The 16,622-nt window shown below is 45.0% G+C and carries 14 protein-coding genes and 2 pseudogenes; 7 read left to right on the top strand and 9 right to left on the bottom strand.

The genetic code is table 11. The annotated features are described in order from the left end of the window. The first annotated feature begins 54 nt into the window (after positions 1-54). Together V6N89_RS20680 and V6N89_RS20675 are read left to right on the top strand one after the other, a co-directional pair. On the top strand, positions 55-2,196 hold the full coding sequence (locus V6N89_RS20680; RefSeq protein WP_338519281.1) for an exonuclease domain-containing protein: 2,142 nt from the start codon (positions 55-57) through the stop codon (positions 2,194-2,196). A 79-nt stretch (positions 2,197-2,275) separates the two neighbouring features. Further along, positions 2,276-2,539, top strand: coding sequence for a TIGR03643 family protein (locus V6N89_RS20675; protein ID WP_338519279.1), 264 nt, complete (start codon positions 2,276-2,278; stop codon positions 2,537-2,539). An 8-nt stretch (positions 2,540-2,547) separates the two neighbouring features. On the opposite strand, the gene V6N89_RS20670 is transcribed toward V6N89_RS20675, so the two are convergent. Then, a complete protein-coding gene (locus V6N89_RS20670; protein WP_338519277.1) occupies positions 2,548-2,994 on the bottom strand; it encodes a hypothetical protein in 447 nt (148 codons plus the stop codon). Positions 2,995-3,628: 634 nt separating this feature from the next. Here V6N89_RS20670 and V6N89_RS20665 point away from each other — a divergent pair. Next, positions 3,629-4,285 carry a substrate-binding periplasmic protein gene (locus V6N89_RS20665; RefSeq protein ID WP_346993195.1) on the top strand — a complete coding sequence of 219 codons (657 nt, stop codon included), beginning with the start codon at positions 3,629-3,631 and terminating at the stop codon, positions 4,283-4,285. Between the two features lie 23 nt (positions 4,286-4,308). Here V6N89_RS20665 and V6N89_RS20660 read toward each other — a convergent pair whose 3' ends face one another. From V6N89_RS20660 to cutA, 8 genes and pseudogenes are all read right to left on the bottom strand, one after another. Further along, entirely contained in the window at positions 4,309-4,623 is a 315-nt protein-coding gene (locus tag V6N89_RS20660) for a hypothetical protein (protein ID WP_338519274.1), read from the bottom strand. 10 nt (positions 4,624-4,633) lie between these two features. Next, positions 4,634-5,257: a hypothetical protein gene (locus V6N89_RS20655; protein WP_338519272.1), complete on the bottom strand. Its 624-nt coding sequence runs from the start codon at positions 5,255-5,257 to the stop codon at positions 4,634-4,636. A gap of 400 nt (positions 5,258-5,657) precedes the next feature. Further along, a pseudogene (gene accC, locus V6N89_RS20650) lies at positions 5,658-7,003 on the bottom strand (acetyl-CoA carboxylase biotin carboxylase subunit). A 14-nt stretch (positions 7,004-7,017) separates the two neighbouring features. Further along, positions 7,018-7,482 (bottom strand): acetyl-CoA carboxylase biotin carboxyl carrier protein, encoded by a 465-nt coding sequence (gene accB / locus V6N89_RS20645; protein WP_338519270.1) that lies wholly within the window; start codon positions 7,480-7,482, stop codon positions 7,018-7,020. A gap of 14 nt (positions 7,483-7,496) precedes the next feature. After that, positions 7,497-7,937, bottom strand: coding sequence for a type II 3-dehydroquinate dehydratase (gene aroQ / locus V6N89_RS20640; RefSeq protein WP_338519268.1), 441 nt, complete (start codon positions 7,935-7,937; stop codon positions 7,497-7,499). A 292-nt stretch (positions 7,938-8,229) separates the two neighbouring features. After that, positions 8,230-9,120 carry a M23 family metallopeptidase gene (locus tag V6N89_RS20635; protein ID WP_431189749.1) on the bottom strand — a complete coding sequence of 297 codons (891 nt, stop codon included), beginning with the start codon at positions 9,118-9,120 and terminating at the stop codon, positions 8,230-8,232. Continuing rightward, positions 9,092-10,955, bottom strand: a pseudogene (locus V6N89_RS20630) (protein-disulfide reductase DsbD). Before V6N89_RS20630 ends, V6N89_RS20635 begins: the two are co-directional and overlap by 29 nt. A gap of 95 nt (positions 10,956-11,050) precedes the next feature. Beyond that, entirely contained in the window at positions 11,051-11,359 is a 309-nt protein-coding gene (gene cutA / locus V6N89_RS20625) for a divalent-cation tolerance protein CutA (protein ID WP_338519266.1), read from the bottom strand. Between the two features lie 228 nt (positions 11,360-11,587). Here cutA and V6N89_RS20620 point away from each other — a divergent pair, with 228 nt between their 5' ends. The 4 genes from V6N89_RS20620 to V6N89_RS20605 all read left to right on the top strand — a co-directional run bounded on the left by V6N89_RS20620 (position 11,588) and on the right by V6N89_RS20605 (position 16,527). Then, entirely contained in the window at positions 11,588-12,124 is a 537-nt protein-coding gene (locus V6N89_RS20620; RefSeq protein ID WP_338519264.1) for an FxsA family protein, read from the top strand. A 276-nt stretch (positions 12,125-12,400) separates the two neighbouring features. Beyond that, positions 12,401-12,691: a co-chaperone GroES gene (locus tag V6N89_RS20615; protein ID WP_012520088.1), complete on the top strand. Its 291-nt coding sequence runs from the start codon at positions 12,401-12,403 to the stop codon at positions 12,689-12,691. Between the two features lie 40 nt (positions 12,692-12,731). Next, complete coding sequence (groL, locus tag V6N89_RS20610; protein WP_338519261.1) at positions 12,732-14,372, top strand: chaperonin GroEL; 1,641 nt, start codon at positions 12,732-12,734, stop codon at positions 14,370-14,372. Positions 14,373-14,808: 436 nt separating this feature from the next. Then, positions 14,809-16,527, top strand: a complete 1,719-nt coding sequence (locus V6N89_RS20605) for an amidohydrolase (RefSeq protein WP_338519259.1) — start codon at positions 14,809-14,811, stop codon at positions 16,525-16,527. Positions 16,528-16,622 lie beyond the last annotated feature (95 nt).

Here is a 16,622-nt window from a genome sequence, read left to right as displayed (position 1 = left end):
GGAACAGCGCCATAAATATACACTATCCATTGCTTTACTATAAGATTATTCATCATGCGAAAAGATCTTCCCCCGCGTTATTACCTGACACATTTTTTTGAGTTTTTGCACTTCTTTGAAGGGGCAAGTGCCGCGTTATTGAGTGATGATGCAACGCGTTTTATCGAGCGGTTTAAAGCGCTCGATGAAGATAAGCAATGTATTGTTGTAAGAGCTGCCAACAGGAAGTATGCGGTCATCGATCGTCGGCAATTTAACTACGCAGAAATAAACGCTCCACAGCAACAGATTGACTGGCTTATTAACGATGGCTGGTTTGGCGATTTATCCAACGCCTCGATGAATGATATTGCTGGCGTGTTAACGAAAGATGCGCTTATTTCATTACTTGGTGAATATAGAAGTCAAAGTGGGCTTTCAGCACTTGCCAAACCCAAATTGGTGTCGTTATTGAGCCACGAAGTGGCGCTCAAGGGGTGGCCGTTAAGTTTTGCTAGTGATGATTACTTAGTGTGCTTGTTTGACGACGCTCTTCGTTTTTTGTTGTTTTTATACTTTGGCAATACAAAAAGTCGTCTAAATCAGTTTTCCATGCGCGATTTGGGCGTCATGAGAACGCTTTCGGATTCCGTCAATGATGTGGCGCGATTTGAAACCAAGGAAGATACACAGGCAGCATGGTTTTATGCTGATAATGCACAGCGTCTACCTTATCTTGATGAACATGGTTTGCTGTCCCTAGCAACATCGGCCTTGCCAGAAACGCAGGGTGCTTCAGCTTGTTTTTACCGCGATCACTTACTTTATGCCCTTGGGCTTAAGCTACTTGAAACAGAAAGAACCGTGGGGCTTAAGTTACTGAGTCAGGCTCAAAGTGATAAAGCAAAAGAGAAATGGCTAAGAGAAAGTTACAAGGACGGAGAGCTTGAAGCGGTTAAGGCGTCACTTGAAGACATCATTGATAACCCTGCTTCAGATACACTATTGGCATTTGCTGAAGACTTCTACGCGCGAAAATATCATAAAAAGCGCACCAGTACGGTGACAGACATGCTGCGTAGTGCTAGCCGTACATTAGACATTGATGTGAGCCAAAATCAGCAAGTGGAGCGAGGCGTGCTTGCGCATTACGCGAGAAAAGGCGTGCAAGGGTGGCGTACCGAGAATCGATTGTGGCGCAGTTTGTTTGGTTTGACGTTTTGGACACAACTTTACGAGGAAGACGCATTAGTTACCGAATTTGACAGGCGCCCACTGTCGCTTAAGCAAAACAACTTCTATGCAAAGTTTGAAGACAGTATAGAGGCATTACTTGAGAGGCTTGGCAGTAAAGAAAAGCTGCGTTTTCATCTTCATAAAATGGCGACAATACATTATGGGAAAGTGAACAGTTTGTTTGTGTGGTCGAGCAATTTGTTGGCACCAATAGAAGCGCTAATTGAACATGGTTCGCTAAAGGCCATTCATTCGATGTTGCGAATGATGAGTAAAGACTTTGAGCATCTGCGCGATGGCTTTCCAGATATCATGGTGTTTGACAACGTACTGCGTTTTGAAGAAATCAAAGCGCCTGGTGACCAATTGAGACGAAATCAATTAGTGTCTATTCAACGGCTACAACAGGCGGGATTTGATGTTGCTGTTACGACGGTCAAGTGGGTCCGAGACCCACAGCAACCGTATGTCGTTGTTGATATTGAAACGACAGGGGGTAACAACAGCTTTCACCGTATAACTGAAATAGGTATGGTAAAACTGGTGGCAGGAGAAGAAGTCGACCGCTTCCAAACACTGGTAAACCCTCAGCGACGTATTCCATCAAATATCACCAAACTTACGGGTATTTCTGATGAAATGGTTCAAGACGCACCAGTGTTCGCTGAGATAGCAGATGCGGTTGCTACGTTTACCGAAGACGCGGTGTTTGTCGCGCATAATGTGAATTTTGATTATGGCTTTATCAAGCAAGAGTTTGCTCGTTTAGAGCGAGAGTTTCGTCGACCTAAAATGTGTACAGTACGTGAAATGCGGCGAACATACTCAGGACTAGCTTCCTATTCTCTTGCTAATTTAACCAAGCATTTTGAGATTAAAATGGAACGGCATCACCGTGCGTTAAGTGACGCAAAAGCGGCAGCAGCGCTGCTAAAATTGGTGTTTGAAAAAGACGATGAAATAGCGCAAGCGCTCACCTAATGTGATACACACATATCGCATGAACGAAAACTAATTTAACGCGTATTAGATTGTAAATAGTAATCTAATAAATGTGGCTATGAATTTATCTGAAGAGCAGACATCTCGAATTATCGAAATGGCATGGGAAGACAGAACGCCGTTTGAAGCAATCGAACGGTTATACGGCATGCCTGAAAAAGAAGTAATTAAACTTATGCGTCGTCACCTTAAGCAGAAGACGTTTAAAAACTGGCGTGAGAGGGTGAGTGGCAGAAAAACCAAGCACGCAAGCTTACGTCCGGAAGGTGTGGACAGGGGTTATTGTCCATCTCAATACAAGCCTAAAGGCGCGAATAAATAAGTCCGTCGTTATTTCTTACCGTCAGAAGGCCCAATGGTTGTAATGGGTAACAAGAACGACATTAACTGTTGGCGAAGCGGGCTGGGGAACACAAAGGTATTTTCGGATTTGTTGATACTCTTTGCATGATGAACTTGGCGTAGCAAATTCTGGTACGTATCATTTTGTGTTCGAATGTCTTCTACCTGCTTCATTACAAGCTCAATAAACTCCGCTGAGCCTATGTTAGTGCGAGTTTTCAATTCTTCCGCCATTGCCTTGAGGACATAGGTTTCCCATTCTTTTCTGTAGCTCTCTTCTAGTCGTTCTGGATAGAGTGCTAGCTCTGAGATGTCCTGCGCAAGATCCACGATGTCGAGTGGGTCATCGTAAAGCATACGGAAGGCCAGCAACACTTCGTCTGACAGACTAGAAACAGGCAGTTTTTCTTTAAGTTGAGAATAACGATTAGACACGACACAACCCCATCGTTTCGAAAGATTTCACTAAGACATTTGCTTAGGCTTATACGACTAAAGTATAAAAGCAGAGCAAGTTTATGAAACCCGATGAGATTAAAAATACGTAACCTAGTCGTGTTGAACTTAGCACCTCTCACAACCGTAACTACTGTGCACTGTTAAAGTGTGTACGCGTTCTTGCTGTTTGGCCCATCGTTTGATGGGCCTTTTTTTTACCTAGCATATTTACGACGCTGTAAGCCTTTACTTGCTGGTTTCCTCGACGCTACTACGTTTTATTTGTCGCGCTGGCCTGGCCTTCACCCTTCGTCTAGTTGCGGTGCGATGGGGGGATCGCTTATATTGTATGAAACATAATGTGATTTAGTGCGGTGATGGAAGTTAATAAGAGTAAGAAGTTCCGCTCGAAAATAAGCAAAACTCAATTGCCCCGGAGCATGAGTATGCTCTTATGTCTGTTTCTTTTTTCTCTGCCTGTCATGCTAAACGCTGCACCACGTGCTAACGATGTCACAAATACTTCCCCCGACTTGCTGAAACCGCTGCTACTGAGGTTACTGCTACTGATACTGATAACGCTGAAAGAACACTGGTAATAGGTGTTACACCTCGTCCGGTCTTTGTCACGGTGGATGAGCAAGGCACGGTAGGAGGCTTAGACATTGCGCTTGCTAAGGCGATATTTGCCGAGGCCGGGCTTCAGATTCAATTTCAGGTTTACCCGTGGAAGCGTATTGTTCATATGCTTTCCAATGGTGATTTAGACGTTGCCTTGTCAGCGTCAGATACTGCCAAGAGGCAGGAATTTGCGCATTTTTCCAGTGAAACATTCAGACTTGGTCACAACCTTTTATTTGCTCGTAAAGGCCAAGAGTCGCGATTTGATCCAGACAAGGGCCTTACGCAGTTGTCGGAAAAGCCAGTTCGATTAGGCGTGCAACGGGGCGTATCTTACTCATACGAATACGACAGAATGCTTGAGTCAGAAGCATTTCGTCGACAGCTAGTGGTGGTAGATACCCCGCCTAGGTTGGTTGAACTAATGCTTTTTAACCGTGTTGATGCTTTCCTTGGCTCTGAGCGTGATTTACAAACTGAAATTACTAAACAGGGCGCACAAGATAAGATTGTTCCTGTTTTTTATCTAATGTCTGACGAAGAAGCCAGCTCACACATTATGTTTTCAAAGGCATCAGTGCAAAAGCAATGGGTTGAGCGAGTGAATCAGGCCATGCGTACATTAAAGGCGTCTGGGCGTTATGACGAAATTTTGGGGGCGTTTTAGGTCCTTTAATCAAGCGCTACACGTTAATCGCCAAACGAGACCTTAACACCTGCAAGTAAGCGACTGATGCTGTCCACTACATCAACTCTTACAAACCATTCCAAGTCATGTTTTTCTGAAGCAACGCCACTGAATTCTAAAGAGCCGCCGTGGCCTGTGCCCAAAAAGTCTTCGATAACTTCTGCTCTTGGTCCAAATATCGTATCGATATAGCTGTAATAGGCAAAATACTCGATAGGGTAATGCGTCTCTCCTATCGACGCTGAAAATTCGCCACTAGAGCCTAACACCACTTTGGCAGCGGCTTGATCGGTGCGTTGAACGAGCTCAAAAAACACTGTGTCAGTGTCATTTAGGCGATACTCGGTACTCTGTGCGTAGAAAACTGCCTTGAAGAATTCTTTCCACACTCACTTCGTAGCTATGACGCTCTCCCATTCGAGCTGAGTACTCTATTTCAATGTACTCGTCTTCATCACCGATATTGAATGCCTCACTGGCCTGTGGGTCTCCCAGTTGTCCTAAAACTACTTCTAGTGCGCTGTTGTTCTTGAGCGAACGAACATGGCGAATGCCAGCTATCCAGCCATCCTTTGAAAGTCCCGTGGACGAAACGCGGCCTTTGTAGGTTGGAATAATACCGAACTCTGTTTTGCCGCTATTATCTTGGTGACGAAGATAAAGGCGACGAGCATACAAATGATCGACCGTGTCACCACCAAATGTATTGTGGCTTGATGAGAAATCATCTCCAGTCACAACAAAACTGTTCAGTGACCATGTCTCTGAAAATGAAAAGGAGGGATAGTAACGCAAACGATATTGCTCTCGGCTTGGTCGGTTTGAGCGATTGTCATAGCGCACCTGTACATCTAGCTTATGCGCGAAGCTGGGGGAGGATGCTAATGCATTATTTGTTAAAAAAGCCATGACGATTAACACGACACAAAACAAAACGGCTAAACCGCGCACACTATTTCCTTATTCTGTCAATAAAGATATATCTTGCTTGATCGTGACATTAAAGTAAAAAAAAGCAAGCAAGGGTGCTTAAGCAATAAGTGGAGGTGGACTCCAATGAAGGTTGAACTAGTTACTCTTACATAGTTCGGGAACACACATTTCAAAACAGGGAGATGTCTTAAGACTTGTGATAAGTATAGGGCGGGTATTTAAATAAAAAAATCGCTAAAAATTGATTGTTGTAATCGTATTTTTAGAATTTGCTGAATAGCGAATAGCGAATAGCGAATAGCGAATAGCGAATAGCGAATAGCGAATAGCGAATAGCGAATAGCGAATAGCGAATATCGAATAGCGAATAGCGAGAAAATTGGGCTACACAAAAAACAGCGTGTAGCCCAAAGGGGGATTAAGCTAAACCTAGCTTCTTCTCTAGGTAGTGGATATTGGTACCACTTAAACAAAGAAGTTCTCGTCAGCCATGATGGCGCGTTGAAGGGGAATATTCGTTTTAATTCCACCAACAACAATCTCTTCAAGCGCATGACGCATACGTGCAATGGCTTCATCACGGCTTTCGCCGTACGTGATAAGCTTACCAATCATCGAGTCGTAGTAAGGCGGCACGTGGTAACCAGCATAAATATGTGACTCCCAACGAATACCCAAACCACCTGGCGCATGGAACATATCAATCGGTCCAGGGCTAGGAATAAAGGTGTTAGGGTCTTCCGCATTGATTCGACATTCAATGGCATGGCCACGAATTTGAATTTGCGACTGGTCAATTGATAATGGTTGACCTGCTGCAATGCGAAGCTGCTCTTTGATTAAGTCAACGCCAGTAATCATTTCAGATACAGGGTGCTCAACCTGAATACGCGTATTCATTTCGATGAAGTAGAATTCGCCGTTTTCATACAAGAATTCAAACGTGCCCGCACCGCGGTAGCCAATTTCAACACAGGCTTTACGGCAGCGATCGCCTATCTTGGTGCGCATTTGCTCTGAAATACCTGGCGCAGGCGCTTCTTCTACCACTTTCTGGTGGCGACGCTGCATTGAGCAGTCACGCTCGCCAAGGTGGATGGCGTTGCCTTGACCGTCGGCCAATACTTGTATTTCTACGTGGCGAGGATTTTCAAGGAATTTTTCCATGTAAACTGTTGAGTTACCGAACGCTGCGCCAGCTTCAGCTTGCGTAGTTTCAATGGACTTGATGAGCTCTTCTTCACTGCGGACCACGCGCATACCACGGCCACCACCGCCGCCAGCGGCTTTAACGATGATAGGGTAGCCGATGCGCTTGGCAATGGCTTTATTGCGCTCTTCGTCATCAGTCAATGGACCATCTGAACCAGGAACACAAGGTACACCCGCTTTTTTCATCGCGTTGATTGCAGAAACCTTATCACCCATTAGGTTGATGGTTTCAGCCTTTGGACCAATGAAAATAAAACCACTTTTTTCTACGGCTTCAGCAAAATCTGCATTCTCAGCCAAGAAACCATATCCTGGGTGGATAGCGATAGAGTTAGTCACTTCAGCAGCGGCAATAATGCGCGGAATATTTAAGTAGCTTTCGGTTGCAGACGCTTTACCGATACAAATCGACTCGTCGGCAAGCAACACGTGCTTTAAGTTTTTATCCGCAGTAGAGTGAACCGCAACGGTCTTGATGCCTAATTCTTTACAGGCTCTCAAGATACGTAGGGCAATCTCACCACGGTTAGCAATTAGTACTTTATCTAGCATAGTGAAGTACTCGCTTATTCAATGATAAACATTGGCTGGTCAAATTCTACAGGGTCTTGGTTGTCCACTAAAATTGCTTTAACAACACCAGCCTTGTCAGCTTCAATTTGGTTCATCATTTTCATCGCTTCAATAATACAAAGCGTGTCGCCTACTTTTACTTGCTGACCAACTTCTGCAAAAGGCTTAGCTGTTGGTGAAGATGCACGGTAGAACGTACCTACCATTGGAGACTTAACTACGTGACCGTCTGGTTGTGCTGGTTCAGCCGCTTTTGGAGCTTCTGCTGCAGGCGCTGGCGCCGCAGCTGGTGCTGCTTGCGGTGCAGCAGGCGCTGCAAAACTGTAGTTTACTGGTGCTTGAACACCAGTTGGGCCACGGTGGATGCGTACAGATTCTTCGCCCTCAGTGATTTCAAGCTCGGCAATGCCTGATTCTTCCACTAGCTCGATAAGTTTTTTAATCTTTCTAATATCCATGTTCTGTCTCTGCGTTATTTTTGCGATTTCGGTAAATTGATTGCTGCGGTCAGCGCGAGCGAATAGCCCATGGCACCAAGGCCAACAATGACGCCAGCTGCAACATCAGAAAAATAAGAATGATGACGAAACGGTTCACGGGCGTGAACGTTCGACAAGTGCACTTCAATAAACGGGATATTGACACTTAGCAATGCGTCGCGAAGCGCAACGCTGGTGTGCGTGAAAGCAGCAGGGTTGATGATAATGGCATCTACGTTGCCCATAGCCGCATGTATACGGTCGATTAACTCGTATTCAGCATTTGATTGAAAATGCGAAAGGGTTACATCGCTCGACGCCGCCTGTGCCGTCAAGTCATCTACAATGTCTTGAAGGGTTTGCGTGCCATACTTTTCGGGTTCACGTTGGCCTAACATGTTTAGATTAGGGCCATTTAATAACAAAATATTCATCTAGTTTGCTGCTATCTTCGGGAAAATGTCACGGTTATTGCCATTTCAACAAACTTTTATGACAGTTGCACGAAAAAAAGCCAATTTATTTGCTCGTTTATTGTGTTAACTGATGATTATAGAGATAGCAAAAGATTTCGCAGCAAAATACTGGTCTAATCAGGTGTTTTCGGTGCAAAGTTTGCGTGTGTTACTAGCATGTAAACAGTGTGCAGTGCGCATATCTTGGCCGCTTTTGCACGCAGTTAATGATGTCGCGCTGCTACTGATACAGGCTTATTGACCAGCAAGTTTAAAGGGCACACTTTGATACCCGCCGTGGTATTGCGCGTAGTAAATACCAAAATGTAAGTGAGGAAGTGACGAAAAGCCGGTATTGCTTGTGATATCCAATAAGTTGACCTTGTTGTACTTTTTGCCCTCGCGTTACCGCTACGCCTTTGTATTTAAGGTGATAGTATTCGCCTGTGGTGCCATCGTCGTGCAAGATGACCACAAAGTTTGCATATTTGGCAAAGCGACTTGATGCGCCGCCCTTTTTGCCATCGTCTTTGATGTCTATCACTACGCCGCTACGAGCCGCTAATATGGGCGTACCCACAGGCGCAGCAAAATCAAGGGCATAACGCGACCTTCCCTGATGGCTAAAGCTACCGTTAAACCCTTGTACAATGCGATACTGATCAGCAGGCTGTAAGGGTGGGGCGTAGACAATGTCATCATTGTGTTTTGCATTTAATACACCCACGGTCCATTTTGCTCGCATGCTGCGCCAAAACGTGCGTGGATTATCTACAAGCCCAAGTACAACCGTGTCATCAGAATCTAAATAGGCATTAGCGTGTGCTATTGGCGCGGGTTTCTGCGCTGATGAAGTCGCACGATAAAGGACATCCGAATAGAGAGTTAATGCAACAGGCAGTGCTATATGTCTTTTAACCTGCACTTGAAAAGGCAGTGGCTGCCCTTGAGATGGCACAACTTCAAAGCAAAAACGGCGCTGATCAAAACAGCCTTCATTTTGATTGTTGGCATTTACTGGCGAGAGTGCGCCAATAATAAATGCTACAAGCGCAACGCCTAGGGCGCAAAATGTGATAAACCGAGACTCTATAAAGCCTCGGTTTGTATGGGGTGATTTATCGACTGGCGCTTTAATCAACGGCAGCATCAGTGGTGGCATTCACAGTGGCATCAACATGCGCGCTAAAATCATCGGCATCCATGAAACCCGTGACACGTGCATTGCCAATCTCGTTACCCGCAGTGTTGAAGAATAAAATGGTGGGCAACCCTAAAATAGTATATTCATCAAATACTTCTTGGCGCTCAGGCGTATTGTCGGTCAAGTCCATCTGCATCCACACGGTATTGCTCAGTGCTTCAACCACGTTAGGTTGTGGGAAGGTGTATTTTTCAAACTCTTTACACGCTACGCACCAGTCGGCGTACAAATCGACCATAACGGTTTTACCTTGCGCATTAGCGTCGGCAATTTTGCTTCGCAAATCACTTAAGTCTTTGGCAATAACAAATTCGGGGTGGCCTTTTTTCTCACCCCATAGACCGCTATTTTCGCCCGCTTGATACGCCATACCTACACTACCCATAACGCCCATAGCGACGATGACCGCGCGGAATAGCTTCATGGTACTGTTCGATGTAGCGCGATTAATTGTCCAGTAGTAGCCAAACAATCCGAAGGCGAGCGCTGCCCACAAAAAGTCTGAATAAGGGCTGTTCCACAGGCGTTCAATAAACACAATCGCGACAGCCAACATCATAAAGCCGAACGTCACTTTGACTACATTCATCCAGTTGCCAGCTTTGGGAAGGAGCTTTCCGCTTAGTCATACCAAACAGAATAAGTGGCACACCCATACCGACCGACAATAGATATAAAGAAATAAAGCCCAAGGTCATGTCACCGGTTTGTGCAATAAATAGCAGTATTCCAGTTAGCGGGGCGGTGGTGCAGGGCGACGCAATAAGCCCTGAAAGTACGCCCATTATAAACACACCAACAAAGCTACCAGGCGTTTGGTTGTTGCTCATGTGAGTAAGTTTTTCTTGGTATTTAGCGGGCAACTGAATTTCAAACCCGCCAAACAGCGCCACTGCTAACACCACAAACAGTGCAATAAACACTCCTAATACGATAGGGTGTTGCAATGCCGCTTGAAATTGAGCACCGGCTACGGCAACGACTAAACCCAAAAGCGAATAAGTAATTGCCATACCTTGCACGTAAACAAAGGTTAGCCAAAAAGCGTGTGAGGTTGTTTTAGGTTTGCCTTGTCCAATCACGATACCAGATACAATGGGGTACATTGGAAATACGCAAGGCGTAAAGGCAAGGCCAATACCCAGTGCAAAAAACAGGGCTAACGTTAATGGTAAGTTGTCTTTATTAATTAGCTTGTCGGCAAGCGAAAACTGCTCACTTGAGGTTGTTTGTGTGTCTGTGCCTTGTTTTTTTTCTTTATCAGTCGCTGTCTCACTATCGCTAGCAAGGGCACTTAAATAAACTACTTTTACCGTTGGAGGATAACATAAGCCTGCATCGGCACAGCCTTGGTAACGTACCTTAACCACGCTGTCTTTCTCAGCCTTTTCAATGGGAATACTGATGGTAACGGTGTTGTAAAACACTTCTGATTCGCCAAAAAACTCATCTTGAATGATGATGCCTTCTGGATAGGTGGGTTCACCAATGTCAGCCTGTTTAGTGACGTACTTAAACTGCTTTTTATACAGATAGTAACCATCAGCGATAGCAAAGGTTATCGATAATTTATCGCCTGTTTGGTTAAAGTCGAACGCGAACGCTTGATCAACATCCAAGAACTGCGGCTCGTTGGCGAACGGGTCTTCGAAACTATCCGCTAGCTGTGCATTCGCTTGAAACGCTATGCTTTGTAATGCGACTAACAGGCAAAAAAATACCCAAGTTCGAGAAAACAGGCGCGTAAATGAGTTCTCTTGTTTTGCTAAATTAATAAATGATGTTGTTGTCATAGCGTACTACTGTTAGTTACTGTCCGTATTGCTTCTTAGGTATTGCTTCTAAGATGCCGTTACTGGGTATTACTCTAAATATAGCCCCTTGGTTACTACAGCGTTTGCTGTAACCAGTGACCATAAGCATGGCTCGCTTCAGCATTCAGCTCTAGCCACTCTGGTACGTCGTAAGGATGTAGAGTGCTCATCTTTTCGTATGCTTGCAATACCTTCTGAGTATTCGTTTTGATAAGTAGCTGGCATTCACTATCCGTTTCAATCTTACCTTGCCACTCATAAACAGAATGTATTAATGGGATAATGTTTACGCAGGCAGCCAGTTTTTCTAGCACTAGTGCATGTGCAATTTTTTTGGCTACATCAATATCGGGCGCAGTACAAAGCACGAGTTTAATAGTCATGTGCTGTTCATCCTCAATGTACAAATATATTCTAACGCTGTTGCTTCACTATACGGTGGCGTTACCTATAAAGACCTTTACGGTCTATGCATTCTTTCACATTCGTGCAATATCGTTAGGGTTATCGGTCGCCAGCACTGACCCATTGACCGATTCAACGGCACCTTTTCTTGTTATTGCGCTCAAAGACCCTATAACAGAGTATGAGATCATGAAAGAGGAACCATTTTGCGGGTTTTATTTATACTGTTTGCCGTACTGCCTATTTTAGAAATTGCCTTGTTAGTTAACGTTGGCAGCATGATAGGTGGCTGGAATACGATTGGGTTAGTGATTTTGACCGCGTTCATTGGCGCCTATTTCGTAAAGCGCGAGGGCATTAGCACACTTCAAACCGCGCAGGCAAAAATGCAGCGCAACGAAGTACCGGGCAGAGAACTTGTTGAAGGTCTCATGCTGGTGGTCGCGGGTGTGTTATTGGTTACACCGGGTTTTATCACTGATATTTTCGGCTTTATGTTTGCCTTGCCGGGCTCCCGTCATCTGCTTGCATCGCAGGTCAGTAAGCATATGAAAATGCGCGTTGTTGCTGGAGGCATGGGAGGCGCTAGTGGGTTTGGCGGGCAGGGCTTTAATCCTCATCAACAAAACCCGTTTGGTCAATCTCCGTTTAATCAATCGAATGCGCAAAATGACAATGGCGACGTATTTGAAGGCGAATATACTGACCACACAACGAATGACCCCGATAAGCGACTCAAGTAGTCGCTTTCATCGTCTTTGCATCTTTGTCAAAGAGGCTGTCTATGGCAGTCAAACGTGACTACTCCCCTCATAAAATTAAGTATTTAGCAAAAAAACCAAATTTTTTACATTTTTTTGCTTAAAAACCCTTGAAGTTGTCTGGGTACTACCCCATCTATCCGTGCATAAACGATTTTAACTGCTCAGCAATGAGCAACCCAGGCACACAGCATTCAGGCAGTCTGAATGTTGGTAATCACATAAACTTGAATAGTGGAATTTTCAGGAGACTTGAAAATGGCAATTCGTCCTTTACACGACCGCGTAATCCTTAAGCGCGCAGAGCAAGAAAGCAAATCTGCAGGCGGTATCGTTCTGACTGGTTCTGCAGCAGAAAAATCTACACGCGGCGAAGTAATCGCAGTAGGTAACGGTCGCATTCTTGAGAACGGCGAAGTTAAAGCGCTTGACGTTAAAGTTGGCGACACCGTTATTTTCAACGACGGTTACGGCGTTAAAACAGAAAAGCTGGATGGTGAAGAAGTACTTATCCTAAGCGAAAGCGACATTCTAGCGATTGTTGAGTAATTACAACTAACGTTAAAACGAATTTTAGAGGAATTTAATCATGGCAGCTAAAGAAGTACGTTTTGGTGATGACGCTCGCAGTAAAATGCTTAAAGGCGTAAACACACTAGCTAACGCAGTAAAAGTAACACTAGGTCCTAAAGGCCGTAACGTTGTTCTAGACAAGTCTTTCGGTGCACCGACTATCACTAAAGATGGTGTGTCTGTAGCGAAAGAAATCGAGCTTGAAGACAAGTTCGAGAACATGGGCGCGCAGATGGTAAAAGAAGTTGCGTCTAAAGCGAACGACGAAGCAGGTGACGGTACAACTACTGCAACTGTTCTAGCGCAAGCTATCGTAACTGAAGGCCTTAAGAGCGTTGCAGCGGGTATGAACCCAATGGACCTTAAGCGCGGTATCGACAAAGCAGTTGCAGCTGCAGTTGAAGGTCTTAAGTCACTTTCTACTGATTGTGCAGACAGCAAGTCTATCGCTCAAGTAGGTACAATCTCTGCAAACTCTGATTCAGAAGTTGGCGACATCATTGCTCAAGCAATGGAAAAAGTAGGTAAAGAAGGTGTTATCACTGTAGAAGAAGGTCAGGCACTTCAAAACGAATTAGACGTTGTTGAAGGTATGCAGTTCGACCGTGGTTACCTATCTCCATACTTCATCAACAACCAAGAAAACGGCACTGTTGAACTAGACAACCCGTTCATCCTATTGGTTGACAAGAAAATCTCTAACATCCGCGAACTACTTCCTACTCTTGAGGGCGTAGCGAAAGCGGGTAAGCCGCTAATGATCATCGCTGAAGATGTTGAAGGCGAAGCGCTTGCTACACTAGTAGTAAACAACATGCGCGGTATTGTTAAAGTTGCAGCGGTTAAAGCACCTGGTTTTGGTGACCGTCGTAAAGCAATGCTTCAAGACATCGCTATCCTAACTGGCGGTACAGTTATCTCTGAAGAGATTGGTCTAGACCTTGAAAAAGTTCAGCTTGAAGACCTTGGTACTGCTAAGCGCGTTGTTATCAACAAAGACAACACAACAGTTGTTGACGGTAACGGCGATCAAGAAGCGATTGAAGGCCGTTGTGCTCAAATCAAAGGTCAAATTGAAGAGTCTTCATCTGACTACGACAAAGAAAAGCTTCAAGAGCGTCTTGCTAAACTTTCAGGCGGTGTTGCAGTAATTAAAGTGGGTGCAGCAACTGAAGTTGAAATGAAAGAGAAGAAAGACCGCGTAGAAGATGCACTACACGCAACGCGTGCTGCGGTTGAAGAAGGTGTGGTACCTGGTGGTGGTGTAGCACTAGTTCGTGCAGCAGCTAAACTTGCTGACCTAACTGGCGATAACGAAGACCAAACAGTAGGTATTAAGCTTGCACTACGTGCAATGGAAGCGCCTCTACGTCAAATCGCGTCTAACGCAGGTGCTGAAGCGTCAGTTGTTATCAACGCGGTTAAAGGCGGCGAAGGTAACTACGGTTACAACGCAGGTAACGACACTTACGGCGACATGCTAGAGATGGGTATTCTTGACCCAACAAAAGTAACGCGCTCTGCACTTCAGTTCGCATCTTCAATTGCTTCACTCATGATCACGACTGAAGCAATGGTAGCTGAGCTACCTAAAGAAGAAGCAGCGCCTGCAATGCCTGACATGGGCGGCATGGGTGGAATGGGCGGCATGATGTAAGGAATTTTCCCTGCATCGCCTAAAGCATCTTAGTTCTTTGGAGCCCCGGTAAGCACAGCTTATCGGGGCTTTTTTATTGTTAACTTTTTAAATTGATAAACTGGTCACGTTTAGTTGCAAGAAATGAGGTTTCCCAGCAGTAAGACAAATCCAATTCCCACTCCAGCACTTTGCCAATCCTCCTCAAAAATGCCTTTAGAGCCGTATTTAAAAAGCGCTGTAAAGCGCAGTTCATGGCATTAATTTTTCATATTCGCTACCACTTTGAGTTATGAGCTTATCTCCAAAAGAGAAACCACAAACAAATAAAGAGAGCCATAAGATAAATTTAGTATTTCATTGTTGCGAAGTTGTTCGTATTTTAGTCTATTTTACTTAAGGAAGCGCACATCACGTATCACAGCTTGTGGGTATTAATTTAAGGAATAGAGCCAGCATGAAAAGATTGAGCGTTATTGTTTTACTGATCGGACTAATTTCAGGGTGCGGTCAAGCGCCTGACACTGCACCTGAGCAACAAACAGAATCGAGCAAAAAAGTTGTTTACCACGGTGGACCCATCTTGACGATGGCGGGTGACAAACCTGAATATGCGGAAGCCGTCGTTATTGAAGGCGAAACGATTGTATTTGTTGGCTCAACAGAAGATGCGTTCAATCAAGCTGGCGTCGCCTCAGAAAAAATTGATTTAAATGGGCAAACGCTGGTGCCCGGCTTTATTGACGGTCACGCCCACTTTTCAAATTTTGCATCGCAAGCCATTTATGCATTATTGCTTCCGTCTCCCGATGCGAATGTGAATAGTGTTAATGACGCCATCGACACACTTCAAGATTGGAATACCCCAGAAAACAGAGCCTATTCTGGCTGGATAGTGGGAACAGGTTTTGACGACAGTGTGATTGAAGAGAAGCGTTTTTTAACCAAGCATGACCTTGATAAAGTGTCCACAGAGCACCCCGTTATGGTGCTGCACATCTCAGGTCACTTTGCGATTGTGAATTCAGTTGGGCTAGAAAAGTTAGGGATTGACAAAAACACTCCCGATCCTGAAGGCGGATTGATTCGACGTGAGCCGGGTGGCACTGAGCCCAACGGCGTGTTGGAAGAGCTGGCGGCTATTCCCTATATGATGCAGGCCTTGAGTCCAACTTCGCCTGAGGCACTTATGCGCTTTTTTGATGCGGGTCAGGAAATGGCATTGTCTTATGGTTACACTACGGCGCAAGAAGGGCGTGCAATGGAAAACCATGAACTGTTGGTGTCTTTAGCAGAGCAAGGAGCAATAAAGTTAGATGTTGTGTCGTATATTGACTATGCGCATGCAGACAAATACATGTCGAGCAAATGGAACAGTAAGACGTATATCAACAACTATCGTATTGGCGGCATGAAGGTCACGCTGGACGGTTCTCCTCAAGGCAGAACAGCATGGAGAACAAAACCTTATTTAATCTCCCCTTTAGGTGCAGAAGAGGACTATGCTGGCTATCCCGCTATTCCCAGTGACATTGACTTGAGTCGGATTTACCGCACAGCCTTTGAAAAGGGTTGGCAAACGCTCAGCCACGCAAACGGTGACGCGGCTATGGACCAAATGATTAGAACGCTGCGCCCCTTAGTGGAAGAGTTTAGCTCTGCTGAACGACGCGATGTATTAATTCATGGTCAGTATGTGAGGGATGACCAATTAGACGCTTTTAAAGAATTAGGCGTGATTGCCAGTTTGTTTCCTCTCCATACGTATTACTGGGGTGATTGGCACTCACAATTAATTGGAGAAGAGTTGGGCATGAAAATTAGCCCGGTCAGAACGGCTCTGAATAAGGGATTAAAAGTTACCATACACACAGATGCGCCTGTTGCGTTGCCCAATCTGATGCGGGTGGTGTGGACAGCCGTCAATCGGACGTCACGAAGCGGCAAAATTATTGGTGAAGCAGAACGTTTAACACCTTACGAGGCTTTACAAGCTATTACCATTTGGAGTGCGTATCAGCACTTTGAAGAAGAGACCAAAGGCACGATCGAGAAGGGTAAAATTGCTGACTTAGTCGTGTTAGATAAAAATCCGCTAACCGTGGAGCCCGATGACATTCAACATATTCAAGTGATGAAAACCATTAAATCAGGTCAGCTATTATTTGAACGATAATCATAGTGGGTTGGTAAGCACTCTTTCAACTCCTTCCTGACGTAGGCCTTCATGAGTCTTATTCGGTCTTGTGTTCCGACGAGAAATTAATGGTC

Origin of the sequence: Alteromonas gracilis (assembly GCF_036870955.2) — a bacterium.
In the GTDB taxonomy this organism is placed as follows: Bacteria; Pseudomonadota; Gammaproteobacteria; order Enterobacterales; family Alteromonadaceae; genus Alteromonas; species Alteromonas gracilis_A.
The sequence above is the reverse complement of the archived record's forward strand: the minus strand, read 5'-3'. Positions and strand labels throughout refer to the sequence as shown.

Coding starts and splice junctions, on each gene's coding strand:
- V6N89_RS20680 (WP_338519281.1), top strand. CDS start 55: ATGCGAAAAGATCTTCCCCCGCGTTATTACCTGACACATTTTTTTGAG.
- groL (WP_338519261.1), top strand. CDS start 12,732: ATGGCAGCTAAAGAAGTACGTTTTGGTGATGACGCTCGCAGTAAAATG.
- V6N89_RS20605 (WP_338519259.1), top strand. CDS start 14,809: ATGAAAAGATTGAGCGTTATTGTTTTACTGATCGGACTAATTTCAGGG.
- V6N89_RS20635 (WP_431189749.1), bottom strand. CDS start 9,120: ATGCCACCACTGATGCTGCCGTTGATTAAAGCGCCAGTCGATAAATCA.
- V6N89_RS20675 (WP_338519279.1), top strand. CDS start 2,276: ATGAATTTATCTGAAGAGCAGACATCTCGAATTATCGAAATGGCATGG.
- V6N89_RS20615 (WP_012520088.1), top strand. CDS start 12,401: ATGGCAATTCGTCCTTTACACGACCGCGTAATCCTTAAGCGCGCAGAG.
- cutA (WP_338519266.1), bottom strand. CDS start 11,359: ATGACTATTAAACTCGTGCTTTGTACTGCGCCCGATATTGATGTAGCC.
- aroQ (WP_338519268.1), bottom strand. CDS start 7,937: ATGAATATTTTGTTATTAAATGGCCCTAATCTAAACATGTTAGGCCAA.
- accB (WP_338519270.1), bottom strand. CDS start 7,482: ATGGATATTAGAAAGATTAAAAAACTTATCGAGCTAGTGGAAGAATCA.